9 protein-coding genes are annotated in these 12,877 nt (G+C 71.2%); 4 read left to right on the top strand and 5 right to left on the bottom strand.

Annotation, left to right across the window (positions count from 1 at the left end; translation table 11 throughout):
• Positions 1–12 precede the first annotated feature (12 nt).
• The 5 genes from PSU4_RS02985 to PSU4_RS03005 form a co-directional block, all read right to left on the bottom strand.
• Positions 13–1,611 (bottom strand): DHA2 family efflux MFS transporter permease subunit, encoded by a 1,599-nt coding sequence (locus tag PSU4_RS02985; protein ID WP_147102386.1) that lies wholly within the window; start codon positions 1,609–1,611, stop codon positions 13–15.
• A gap of 87 nt (positions 1,612–1,698) precedes the next feature.
• On the bottom strand, positions 1,699–3,288 hold the full coding sequence (locus PSU4_RS02990) for an MFS transporter (RefSeq protein WP_147102387.1): 1,590 nt from the start codon (positions 3,286–3,288) through the stop codon (positions 1,699–1,701).
• An 85-nt stretch (positions 3,289–3,373) separates the two neighbouring features.
• Positions 3,374–4,108, bottom strand: coding sequence for a M24 family metallopeptidase (locus PSU4_RS02995; RefSeq protein WP_246114914.1), 735 nt, complete (start codon positions 4,106–4,108; stop codon positions 3,374–3,376).
• 64 nt (positions 4,109–4,172) lie between these two features.
• Positions 4,173–4,874, bottom strand: coding sequence for an HAD family hydrolase (locus PSU4_RS03000; RefSeq protein ID WP_147102388.1), 702 nt, complete (start codon positions 4,872–4,874; stop codon positions 4,173–4,175).
• A gap of 5 nt (positions 4,875–4,879) precedes the next feature.
• A complete protein-coding gene (locus PSU4_RS03005) occupies positions 4,880–6,130 on the bottom strand; it encodes a CaiB/BaiF CoA transferase family protein (protein ID WP_147102389.1) in 1,251 nt (416 codons plus the stop codon).
• Between the two features lie 261 nt (positions 6,131–6,391).
• On the opposite strand from PSU4_RS03005, the gene PSU4_RS03010 reads away from it, so the two are divergent.
• The 4 genes from PSU4_RS03010 (at position 6,392) to PSU4_RS03025 (ending at position 12,826) form a co-directional block, all read left to right on the top strand.
• The gene (locus PSU4_RS03010) at positions 6,392–8,299 is read left to right on the top strand and encodes a helix-turn-helix domain-containing protein (RefSeq protein WP_186816709.1); all 1,908 of its coding nucleotides are present in this window, start codon (positions 6,392–6,394) and stop codon (positions 8,297–8,299) included.
• Positions 8,300–8,533: 234 nt separating this feature from the next.
• Positions 8,534–8,785, top strand: a complete 252-nt coding sequence (locus tag PSU4_RS03015; protein WP_147102391.1) for a hypothetical protein — start codon at positions 8,534–8,536, stop codon at positions 8,783–8,785.
• Between the two features lie 28 nt (positions 8,786–8,813).
• On the top strand, positions 8,814–10,847 hold the full coding sequence (locus tag PSU4_RS03020) for a hydantoinase/oxoprolinase family protein (protein WP_246114915.1): 2,034 nt from the start codon (positions 8,814–8,816) through the stop codon (positions 10,845–10,847).
• 11 nt (positions 10,848–10,858) lie between these two features.
• Positions 10,859–12,826 (top strand): hydantoinase B/oxoprolinase family protein, encoded by a 1,968-nt coding sequence (locus PSU4_RS03025; protein WP_147102392.1) that lies wholly within the window; start codon positions 10,859–10,861, stop codon positions 12,824–12,826.
• Positions 12,827–12,877: the final 51 nt, after the last annotated feature.

Genomic DNA, 12,877 nt, shown 5'->3' on the forward strand with positions numbered 1-12,877 from the left:
AGGGCTTCCGGGTCAGTGCATCATGACGGGCGCGCCGGTGCCCGCCTCGTCGTCCTCGACCGGGGCCGGCTTGCGCTTGGGCAGCAGGACCAGGGCGACGACGAACGACACGCAGACGAACGCGAACGCCCACCAGAACGTCTGGCCGAAGGAGTTGGCCTGGATCGTGGCGATCTGGGCCTTGACCTCGGGCGGCAGCGCGGCGAGCGCGGCCGGGTCGGACGTCGCACCCGCGGCGGGGCCGAAGGCGTCGGTGAACTTGTTCGTCGTGATGACGTAGAGGATCACCGTCATCAGCGCGGTGCCGATCGAGGCGCCGACCTGCTGGGTGATGTTCAGCGTGGTGCTGGCGTTGGCGATCGAGCGGCGGCGCAGCGTCTGCAGCGCACCGGTGAACGTCGGCATCATCGTGAAGCCCATGCCGACACCCATCGCGAACAGGGCGATGCCCAGGTGCCAGTAGGAGGTGTCGGCCTCCAGCCCGGTGAGGTACCAGAAGGAGCCGGCGATGATCGCGAGGCCGACGGGGACGATGCGCCCGACGCCGGTCCGGTCGGCGAGCTGGCCCGCGATCGGCATGACGAGCATGGCCCCGATGCCCTGCGGGGCGAGCAGCAGGCCGGTGTCGAGCGCGGTCTCGCCGCGGACCATCTGCAGGTAGATGGGCAGCAGCAGCATGCCGCCGAAGACCGCGAGGATCATCAGGACCATCGTGGCGATCGACGCCGAGAACACCTTGTTGGCGAACAGGCGCAGGTCGATCAGCGGGTCGGGGACGCGCAGGGCGTGCCAGATGAAGCCGGCGAACAGCACCGCGCCCACGATGAGCGGGACGATGACCTGGGCGTGGCCGAGGCCATGCAGGGCGCCGTACTCGGCGAAGCCGTAGATCAGCAGCGCGAGGCCGGGGGACAGCAGGGCGAGGCCGAGGACGTCGAGCTTGCCGCGGATGGCCGAGCCGTCGCGCGGCAGGATGCGGGCCGCGAGGATGAAGCCGATGATGCCGATCGGCAGGTTGATGAAGAAGATCCAGCGCCACGAGAAGCTGTCGACGAGCCAGCCGCCGAGGATCGGGCCGCAGATGGGGCCGAGCAGCATCGGGATGCCGATGATGGCCATGACGCGGCCGACGCGGTCGGGGCCGGCGGCGCGGGTCATGATCGTCATGCCGACGGGCATCAGCATGCCGCCGCCGAGGCCCTGCAGGACCCGGAAGACGATGAGCGACGTGATGTCCCAGGCGAAGCCGGCGAGGACCGAGCCGGCGACGAACAGGACGATCGAGATCATGTAGAGGCGCTTCGTGCCGAACCGGTCGCCCGCCCACGCGGTGAGGGGGATGACCGTGGCGAGCGCGAGGGTGTAGCCGGTGGCGATCCACTGGATCGTGGTCAGCTCGACGCCGAAGTCGCGCTGCAGGGTCGGGATCGCGACGCTGACGACGGTCACGTCGAGGATCGACATGATCGCGCCGATCACGACGACCGACGCGATGGCGAGGACGCGACGGTCGAGCTTGTCGGCGTTCTTGCCCGTCCCCGGGGCGGCGGCAGCCGCGGGGTTCGGCGCCTCGGGCTGCGTGGCAGGCCCGGAGTCAGGGGTGGACGACATGGTCTCCTCTTAAGCGGAAGGACTCTCTCCGGATGGACCGTAGCGGGGCCGGGTGAACGAGAGCCAACGGGTTTTCGGTGGCCTCGGTCACGATCCGGTTGAACAGGTATCGGTCGTGGGTATCGCGTCAGGCTTTCCGGTGCCCTCGGTGGTGGCGGAGTCACGGAGGGCGACCGCGGCGACGACCGCGATCACGGCGGCGACGACCGCCGCCGCACCCGAGGTCAGCTGCAGCCCGCTCACGAACGACTCGCGGGCGGTGGCGAGCACGGCGTCGGCGGTCGGGCCGGGCAGGCCGGCCGCCACCGAGACGGCGCCGCCCAGGGTGTCGCGCGCCGCGACCGCGGCGTCGGACGGCAGCCCGGCCGGCAGGCCCGTCGCCACCCCCGCACGGTAGATCGCGGCACCGACACTTCCGAGCGCCGCGATGCCCAGCGCACCGCCCAGCTCGGCGGCGGTCTCGGAGACACCGGACGCCGCGCCCGCCTTCTGCTCCGGCGCCGAGCCGACGACCATCTCCGTGGTCAGCCCGAACACCGGGCCCATCCCGACGGACACGACCACCGACGCGACGACGAGCACGGTCAGCCCGTCGTGGACGCCGACCAGGGTGAGCATGCCCAGCCCGGCCGCGGCGCAGCCCAGCCCGGCGGCGACGACCGTCGAGGCCCGCAGGCGCGCGACGATGCGTGGCCCGAGCTGCGACCCGAGCACGAACCCCGCCGCCGACGGCACCGACCACAGCCCCGCCTGCAGCGGCGAGAGGCCGAGTACGAGCTGCAGGTACTGCCCGATGAACAGGAAGTACCCGACCATCACGAAGATCGCGAGGAAGTTGACCAGCAGCGCGCTGCGGAACGCGCGGATACCGAACAGGCCGACGTCGAGCATCGGGTCGGTGAGCCGGCGCTGGCGACGCCACCACGCGCCGCCGACGACCGCGCCGCCGACGACGAGCGCCACCGCCGGCGCGCCCACCCCGTCCTGGACGAGCTGCTTGAGCCCGCCCACGACCGCGAGCAGCGCGACGACCGACATGACGACACTGCGCAGGTCGAGCCGCCCGGCGCCGGGGTCGCGGTACTCGGGCAGGATGCGCGGGCCGACGACGAGCAGCGCGCCCATCACGGGCAGCGCGAGCAGGAACACCGCGCCCCACCAGAACGCCTCGAGGACCAGCCCGCCGAGCACCGGGCCGATCGCGCTGCCCGCGGAGAACGCGCTGATCCAGACGCCGACGGCCAGCGAGCGCTGCCGCGGGTCGGTGAACATCGCGAAGATCAGCGACAGCGTCGACGGCGCCACGGTCGCCCCGGCGATGCCCAGCAGCGCGCGGCTGACGATGAGCATCTCCGGCGTCGTCGAGAAGGCGGCCAGCACCGAGACCGCGCCGAACGCGGCCGCGCCGACCAGCAGCAGCCGGCGGCGGCGGATGCGGTCACCGAGGGTGCCCATCGTGACCAGGGCGCCCGCGACCATGAAGCCGTACACGTCGATGATCCACAGCAGCTGGGTGCTGCTCGGGCGGAGGTCCTCGGTGAGCTGCGGCACCGCGAGGTGCAGCACCGTGAGGTCCATGACGTAGAGCAGGCAGGCCAGCGACAGTACGGCGAGACAGACCCACTCGCGACGGCCGGCGCGTCGCGGCGCCGCCGCCTGCTGCGGTGTGGTGTCCAATGTCGGTCCTCCGGGAGCGTCGAACGCGGTCGGAGGTTGAGACGACGGCCGCTCCCGGAACTCATCGCCGCGGCCGCCGCGAATGTCACGCGGCAGGCGGTGACGCGCGGCGCAGGTCGAGCAGCTGCTCGTAGAACCCGCCGATCTCGCGCTCCCGGTCGACCAGGTGGACCTCGAGGATCCAGTGGCAGACCTTCCCACCCTTGTCGGTGCGGCGCATGGGATGCGGGTTCTGCGGCGCGATGTAGCTCTCGATGCGCTCCCCGTCGATCAGCTCGTGCGGGAACTCGCCGACGAGGTGGCCGCTGTGGGCGCCGCCGAACTCCCAGCCCGCCTGCTCGGCCAGCGAGCAGACGTGGGCGTACAGCTCGGCCCCGGTGATGTCGGGGTGGGTGTCGAAGTGGTCGGCGCCGGCCCGCCACACCGTCTCGAGGTCGTCGCGCAGCCGCGCCTTCACCGGGTCGCCGCCCAGGACGTAGGTGCGGCCGAAGTCGGCCTCCCACTCGGCGAAGATCGGGCCGAAGTCGAGGAAGACGATGTCGTCGTCGCCGATGGCGCGGTCGGGCGGGTTGGCCGTGAACGGGTGCAGGGTGTTGGGGCCGGAGCGGACGATCCGCTTGTGCCAGTGGCGGCTCACGCCGAACAGGTCGGCGGCGAGGTCGCGGACGCGGTCGCTGACCACCGACTCGACGACCCCGGACTCGATCAGGCCGCGGGCGGCCACCTCGTCGAACAGCGCGACGGCCTTCTCCTCGGCGGCGACGAGCTCGGCGGCGCGCCGGTCCTCGGCGATCGGGCCGTCGGTGATGTCGGTGCGCACGTGCACTCCTCCTCGGTGGTGCGGTGTCCTCGCGGCCCGGCCCAGGCCCAGGACGGCACCGAGTCTAGGTTGCCGGGAGCGCGAGCAGGCCCGCGACGACCTCGTCGAGACTCCGGGCGACGACGTGCGGGGTGAGCACCGTGTCGGGGACGCGGCCCTCCAACCGTAGGCACAGCCCGCCGACCAGCCCCGCCGACATCGCGCCGTGCACGTCCCACGAGTGCACCGCGACCAGCGCCGTCGCCTCCGGCGGTGAGCCGACCCGCGCACACACCCACTCGTAGACCCGCGGCGGGGGCTTGAACGAGCCCAGCTCCTCGCACGAGTGCACCCCCGCGAGCAGGTCGCCGACCCCGGCCGCGGCGAGCGCGTCGCCCGCCGCCCGGGCCGAGCCGTGGGTGAACGCGTGGGCGGGCACGCCCGCGTCGGCGAGCAGCCGGAACGCGGCGGGCACGTCCGGGTGGACGGGCAGCGTCGCGAACCCGTCGAGGACGTGCCCCACCTGGGCGTCGGTCAGGTCCGTGCCGCTGGTGCGGCGCAGCATGTCCGCGGCCACGGCCCGGAACGCCGGTGCGCCGCCGGCCAGCGTCAGTGCCATGCCGTGGTGCAGCAGCCGCGCGAAGAACAGGTCGAGGTCGGACTCCGGCCGGTCGATCTCGACGAACCGCGGGCGCAGCGCGTCGAGCTGCAGGCACGTCTCGAAGACGTCGAAGAGGACGACGCCGGGGCGACGGGGCGGCGCGGCACTCGCGGACGGGACCGGCACGGCGCTCAGATCGCGCCGGCGGCCCGCAGCTGCGCGATCCGCTCGTCGGACATCCCGCCGAAGGAGCGCAGCAGCATGTCGGTGTGCTCGCCGACCCGCGGGGCGATCCCGCGGGCGTCGGCGGGGGTGAGGCCGAGCTTGATCGGGGTGCCGAGCATCCGCAGCTCGCCGAGATCGGGGTAGTCGACGTCGACGATCATGTCGCGGGCGGCGGTGTGCGGGTCGGCGACGATCTCGTCGACGCTCTTGATGGCCGACAGCGGCACGTGGTCGGCGGCCATCTCCTCCAGCTCGGCCTTGGTGCGCCCGGCGAACCAGCCCTCCAGCAGCGGATGGACGCGCTTCGCGTAGACGTCGGCGTCGAAGCGTTTGGCCATCGTGTCGATCTCGGGGTCGCGCGCCAGCTCCGGCTGCCCGAACATCTCGCAGGTCAGGCGCCAGAACTTGTCGGTGTAGCCACCGAAGAACACGTAGCCGTCGGCACACGGGTAGAGCTCGTAGGGCCGGACGAAGGGGTGCGCGTTGCCCAGTGGTGACGCCACCTTCTTCTCGACGGTGTAGGACACCACCGACGACTCGGTCAGGGTCATCACCGAGTCCTGCTGGGACACGTCGACCAGCTGGCCCTCGCCGGTGTGCTCGGCGTGGCGCAGCGCCGCGAGGGTGCCGATCACGGCGTACATCGTCGCCGCCATGTCGCCGATGATCGTGCCGACGCGCACGGGCGGCCGGTCGGGGTAGCCGTTCTGGGCCCACAGCCCACCGGTGGCCTGCGCGCTGTTGTCGTAGGCGGGCCGGCGCCGGTAGGGGCCGGTCTGGCCGTAGCCGGAGATCGCCGTGTACACCAGCCGCGGGTTGACCGCGCGCAGGGTGGCCTCGCCGACGCCGAGCTTGTCCATGACCCCGGCGCGGAAGTTCTCCACCAGGACGTCGGAGCGGGCCACCAGCTCGCGCAGGACCTCCTTGCCCTCGTCGGTGGACAGGTCGAGGGTCAGGCCGAGCTTGTGCCGGTTGTACTGGGCGAAGTAGGCGCTGAACCGGCCGTCGGCGTCCTCGGAGTCGCCGAGGAAGGGCGGGAAGTCGCGCGAGTAGTCGGGTTCCTTCGGGTTCTCGATCTTGATGACGGTCGCACCGAGGTCCGCGAGGATCATCGAGCAGAAGGGGCCGGCGACGACCCTGGTGATGTCCAGGACGACCACCCCGGACAACGGCCTGCGCCCCGCGGCCGGGTCCGGATCGCCTGCGCTCCTGTCCATTCCGCCTCCGCCCAGCTGACGAGTCCCACTCGACGACGGCGCAACCGTAAGGGCGGGCAGCGGGGCGGGTGTATGGGTGATCCGCCCATAGCTCTGCGCTCCTGCGTGGGTCCTCTGTGTCGCGGAGCACAGATGTGTGTCAGATTGGGGACGGGTACCCCCGATCGCGCGGAGGCGACGTTGCCACTCACCGGGACCGTCCGGACGACCGACTCGTTCCCTGGGCCGCTCACCGGGCGGGGCACCGAACACCCGCAACGGATGTCCGTCGACGGGGTGCTGGCGCTGCTGCGGTCGATCCGCGCCGACACCGGCCCCGGGCGCGGGGTGGCGGGCCTGCTCGCCCACGAGGACCTGCCGTCCGACGTGCTCGCGACGCTCGAGGACGAGGTCCTGCGCGTGCGGGGCACGGTGACCCGGATGGCGCGGCGCGAGCACGAGCTGTCGGCGCTGTTCTCGTCGGCACGTGAGCTCGCGGAGGAACGCGAGCCGGCGCTGCTGCTGCGCCGGCTGGTGCAGCGCGCCCACGACCTGCTCGGCACCGACGTCGCCTACGTGGCGTCGTTCGAGCAGCCCAGCGGGGTGCTCGTCATCCACGAGGCCGTCGGCTCGGTGACCCCGGAGCTGATGGGGGTGCGGGTGCCGCCGGGCAAGGGGCTCGCGATGAAGGTCGCGCAGAGCCGCGCGGCGTGCCGCAGCACCCGCTACATGCAGGACCACGGCATCGAGCACGACGACGAGGTCGACGCCGTCATCGACGGCGAGGGCATCGTGTCGATGGTGGGCGTGCCCATGCTCGCGGGCGACGACGTCGTCGGCGTGCTCGTCGCGGCGAACCGGTCGGTGCGCACGTTCTCGACGGAGGAGATCGCGCTGCTGTCGGCGTTCGCCGACCACGCCTCGGTCGTGCTGCAGACGGCCCGGCTGCTCGACGAGGCGGTCGTGTCGGCCGCGGCCGCCGAGCAGGCCTGCGCCGAGCTGACCCGCCAGACGTCGGCGATGGAACGCACCGCCGCCGTCCACTCCGAGCTGACCGCGGCGGTGCTGCGCGGCGGCAGCGCGCAGGAGGTCGCCGACATCCTCGGCGGCGTGCTGCGCCGGCGCATCACGATCCTCGACCGGCGCGGCACCCCGCTGGCCGACTCGGGTGGCCGGGCCGCCGCGGCCGCGGAGCCGCTCGAGGACGGCGAGCGCACCGGGTTCCCGGCGGCGATCCGGGCCGCGCTGCGGGAGTCGCGCCGAACCGGGCAGTGCGTGCCGTTACGCGAGGGCGCGTCCGGGCTCGCCGTCGCCGTCGTGGCGGGGGAGTCCCTGATGGGCGCGATCCTGGTCGACGACGGCGAGATCGCCCTGACCCCGGCCGACCGGCGGACCGTCGAGCGCGCCAGCCAGATCGTCGCCCTGCTGACGCTGCGTCAGGAGGCCGTCGCCGACGCCGAGGAACGCGTGCGCGGTGAGCTGGTGTCGGACCTGCTCGGTGCGCGGTCGGTGTACCGCCACGAGCTGCTGCTGCGGGCCCGTTCGCGGGGCATCCGCATCGACGAGCTGCGCACCCCCGTCGTCGTCATCGTCGATCCGGAGCACCGGCGCGCCGCGCTGCGCGCCGCCCACGACATCGTCCCGGGCGGGCTCGCGGGCGAGCACGAGGGCACCGTCGTCGTCCTGCTGTCGGAGGCGCCGGGTTCCGCGGCCGACCTCGTCCGCACCCGGCTCGCGGCGACGCTGGGCTGTCCGCTGCTCGTCGTCGCCGGGCCCGCCGGGACGCCGGAGTCGCTGGCCGACCGGTTCGACCTGGCGCGGCGCTGCGCCCGGCTGCTGGGCGCGCTCGGGCGCACCGACACGGTGGCCACCACCGACGGTTACGCGCCCTACCTCGCACTCTTCGGCTCCGGTCGCGAGGACCTCGGGGCCTTCATCTCCCAGACCCTCGGGCCGGTCATCGACTGGGACGCCGAGCGCGGCACCGACCTCGTCGCGACGCTGCTCGGCTTCGTCGAGGCGAACGCCAGCCCGACGAGGACGGCCCGCAACCTCGGGCTGCACACCAACACCGTCCTGCAGCGCCTGGACCGCATCACGACCCTGCTCGGGGAGTCCTGGCGCGACGCCGAGCCGCTCTTCCGGATATCCATCGCCGCGCGGCTGCACCAGCTCGCCGCCGTCGTGTGAACGACGATTCCCCTGGTCGGACAGCGCCATGGGGAATCGGCCCACCCCCTCCGCCACATCTGTGGTGGATCGGCCCATGGTCGGTTCGGTGAGCGTCGCCATATGGTCCGGCTCACACGGCGTTCTCCCTGGCACCGGACCGGCCGGGCCGATCCGACACCTGTCGGCACCGAGAGAACGACGAGTCACCGCCCGAAGTCGACCAGGTCGAGAACACGACAACAGGAGGACGACGTGACAGACGGACCCAGCGTGGCGCCCGGGATCAGCGTCGAGCGCGAGGACGTCTCCGAGGACGAGCTGCGCGAGCTGGGGGTCGACACCTCAGGAGCGCCGGCCTCGGACTTCAAGCGGTACCCGGTCCTCTCGGAGGGCGGCTGGTACATCGTGATCAAGAACCAGAAGACCATGGAGACCGTGCACCGGAAGAAGTGGACGTTGCTCGGTCCCATCAAGCTGGTCACCGACGGTCTGCACATCGCCTGACATCCACGACGAGAGGAGCGACATCTCAATGAGCATGATCGGAGTGGACGTCGGCGGGACCTTCACCGACGTCGTTTCCATCGAGGACGGGGAGATCAAGACCGTCAAGGTCTCCACCGACGTCCGCAACACGCACCTGGCGGTGCTCGAGGGTGCCCGCGAGGCAGGCGTCCAGAACGCCAGCGTGTTCAACCACGCCAGTACCCACGGCCTCAACGCCGTCATCACCCGTCGCCTGCCCAAGATCGCGTTCCTCACGACGCTGGGCCACCGCGACATCCTCGACATCGGGTCCAGCTACCGCCCGCTCGACGCGCTGACCGACGCCAGCTGGCGCCGCGGCTTCGGTGACGCGATGCGCCCGCTGGTTCCTCGCTACCTGCGCCGCGGCATCCGCGAGCGGCTCAAGACCGACGGCAGCCAGCTCATCCCGCTCGACGAGGCGCAGGCCCGCGAGGAGCTCGCCGTCCTGCGCAAGTGCGGCGTGGAGGGCGTGTCGATCTGTCTGATCAACGCCTACGTCAACCCGGGCCACGAGGAGCGGCTGCGCGAGCTGGTCAAGGAGGAGCTGGGCGACGTCCCCGTTTCCATCTCCAGCGAGACCTCGCCGCTGGCCAAGGAGTGGGCGCGCGCGTCGACCACGACGATCGACGTGTTCATGAAGCTCATCTACGGCGACTACACCAAGAAGCTCGGCGACGGCCTGCGCGAGCAGGGCTTCACCGGCGACTTCAACTACGCCAACTGCGCCGCCCAGCTGCTCAACGCCGACATCGCGATGGAGCAGCCGTTCGAGATCGTGTTCGCCGGCCCCGCGGCGGGCACGATGGCCAGCGCGCACTTCGGCAAGCTGATCGACCGCGGCAACCTGCTCTGCGTCGACCTCGGCGGCACGTCGTGCGACATCTCGATGGTGTCGAACGGCGACCCGTACGTGAACACGACGTTCCTGCTCGAGCACGACCTGATCGTCAACGCGCTGTCCAACGAGGTCGAGTCGATCGGCGCGGGCGGCGGGTCGCTGGTGACGATCTCGCCCAGCGGTGAGGTCCTGGTCGGTCCCGGTTCGGCGGGTGCGGACCCGGGCCCGGCCTGCTACGGCAAGGGCGGCTCGCAGCCCGCGACCACCGACACCCTGATCATGATGGGCGTCATCGACCCGACGACGTTCGCCGGCGGCAAGATGTCGCTCGACCCGGCGCTGTCGGAGCAGGCGTTCAAGGACCTCGACGCCCCCCAGCTGTCGCTGCACCAGCGCATCAACTACGCCTTCAACATCGGCATCAACAACATCGCCGAGGGCGTCACCAACATCGCGATCAAGCACGGTATCGACCCGCGCGACTACAGCCTCGTCGCGTTCGGTGCCGCCGGCCCGATGCTGCTGCCCGCCTGCATGGACCTGGTGCACGCCCGCGACGTCATCGTGCCGCCGCACCCGGGCCTGTTCTCCGCGCTCGGGCTGGTCTCGTCCGACCAGGTCTACGGCGACAGCCGCAGCTCCTACGTGATGCTGACCCACGACGCCGCCGGCTCGATCGACACGATCTACTCGCAGATGGAGGCGAAGCTGCGCGAGCGCTTCGACGACACTGCGGCCAACGTCGAGTTCGTGCGCTCGATGGACGCCCGCCTCGCGGGCCAGACCTGGGAGACCCCGTTCGTCTCGGTGCCGTCGGGCACGATCGACGCCGCGAAGGTCGACGAGATGATCGAGACCTTCCACCAGGTCTACGAGTCGCGTGCCGGCAACCGTTTCGACGGGCTGCCGGTGCAGGCGGTCACCTACCGGGTGGAGGCCGTCATCAAGGTCGACAAGGTCGACTACCCGCGGCTGGAGAAGGGCGACGGCGCCGTGCTGAAGCCCGATTCCACGTTCGAGCTGCGGTACCTGACCGACGAGCCGGTCACCGCCGGGCGCTACCAGCGGGAGACGTTCAAGGCCGGCGACCGGATCGAGGGCCCCGCCGTGATCCACGAGGCGCTCTCCACGACGTTCATGCTGCCCGGCCAGGTGGCCGAGGTCGGCGAGTACGGCGAGCTGCGGATCACCAGGGCCTGAGGGAGGACCAGATGACCGATCTTGGAGTGGGAAAGACCCCGATCAAGGACCTCACCGACGCGGAGTTCGAGGCGCGGTACAACTGCGACCGCTACACCGCGACGGTGCTGTCGAACCGCATGCGCTACATCGTCGAGCACATGTGCACGAACCTGCTGCACCACGCGTTCTCGCTGATCCTGCGGGACTGGTACGACTTCGCCGCGACGATCTCCGGCCCGGCGTCGATGAACTACCCGATGTCGACGGTGTCGAACTCCCTGGTGCTGTTCTCCGGCGCCATGGAGCACGCCGTGCGCAACGCGGTCGAGGAGTACGGCCCGGAGAACCTCAAGCCGGGCGACGTGCTGATGGTCAACGACCCGTACCGGGCCGGTAACCACGTCAACGACATCTGCTTCATCCGGCCCGTCTTCCACGACGACCAGCTCGTCACGTTCGTCGCCCTGCGGGCGCACCAGCTGGACATGGGCGGCATCGTGCCGGCCGGCTTCTCGGCGACGAAGAGGGATGTCTACGAGACCGGCCTGGTCATCCCGCCGATGCTGGCCTACGAGAACGACCAGCCGGTGCAGCACTCGTTCCACCTGATCTTCAACAACGCCCGGTACTGCGCGCTGCTGCTGCCGGACATGATCACGATCTACCAGAACCTGCTGCTCGGCGAGCGGCTGATGAAGGAGAGCATCGAGCGCTACGGCGCCGACGCCTGGCTCGGCGCGATCAACTACAGCGTCGACGTGCCCGCCGAGTCGATGGCCTCGGCGATCAAGGCCCTGCCGGACGGCGTCTACGAGGGCAGCGACCTCGTCGACGCGGACGGGATCGACGACCTGCTCGAGTACGAGATCAAGGTCAAGATCACCAAGGCGGGCGATCGCCTGGAGGTCGACTTCTCGGGCACCTCCCAGCAGGCGCGCACGTCGATCAACGCGGGTGTGTTCGACACGCTCACGGCGACCGGGGTCGCGCTCAAGTACGTCCTCGACCCGAAGACGGCGTTCAACTCCGGCGCCTACCGCAACGTCGACGTCGTGCTACCCGGCGGGACGATCTGTTCGGCGACGCCGCCGGACGGCCCGGTCTTCCTCTACTGGGAGGCCGCGCAGCCGGTGCTGCTGGCCATCTTCAAGGCCCTCGAACCGGCGGTCGGGGAGAACGCGGTCGGCGGTGACTACGGGTCGCTGTCGATCCACAACGGCCACGGCGTGCTGCCCGACGGGACCCCGTGGGTCACGGTGGCGCAGTGCGGTGGCGAGCACGGGCCGTGGGGTGCCACCAAGTCCGGTGACGCCGACTCCTACGGCGGCTTCTACATGGCCAACAACCTCGACCCGGCCACCGAGGCCATCGAGTCCGAGCTGCCGATCGTGGTGCTGCGCAAGGAGTACGTGCCCGACACCGCGGGCGTCGGCTACAACCGCGGTGGGGCGTCCGTGCTGCGCGACAGCATGTACCTCACCGACGCGCACCACACGTCGAGCCCCGTGCACACCAAGCGGTCCTCGGGTGCCGGCGTGCAGGGCGGCAAGGACGGCCGCAACGGTGCCACCTGGCTGTTCTCGGCCGAGGGCGGTTTCGACGTGGCCCAACGCAAGGACCTCATCCCGGTGCTGGACCCGGAGGCCTACCGCCAGTCGACGCCCGTGTCCGGCATGCTCGACCCGGACACCAAGGCGATCGACGTCGAGAAGGGCGAGTACTTCTGGTTCGGGGCGAACCCGTTGTGGCACACCAAGTCCAACGACGTGTTCCGCTACATCACCTGCGGCGGCGGTGGCTGGGGCAACCCGTACACCCGTGAGCCGGAGCGGGTGCTGCGCGACGTCCGCGACGAGTACGTCTCGATCGAGGCCGCCGCACGCGAGTTCGGCGTGATCATCACGGGCGACCCGCAGAAGGACCCGGAGGGTCTCGCGATCGACGAGGCCGCCACCGAGGCGCGCCGCGCGGAGCTGCGCAACGCCGGCATGGCCTGACGGTCCCCGTATACGGCGCGGGGCCGGCCGACAACGACGTCGGCCGGCCCC

The sequence above is a fragment of the Pseudonocardia sulfidoxydans NBRC 16205 genome, from assembly GCF_007989085.1.
Classification (GTDB): domain Bacteria; phylum Actinomycetota; class Actinomycetes; order Mycobacteriales; family Pseudonocardiaceae; genus Pseudonocardia; species Pseudonocardia sulfidoxydans.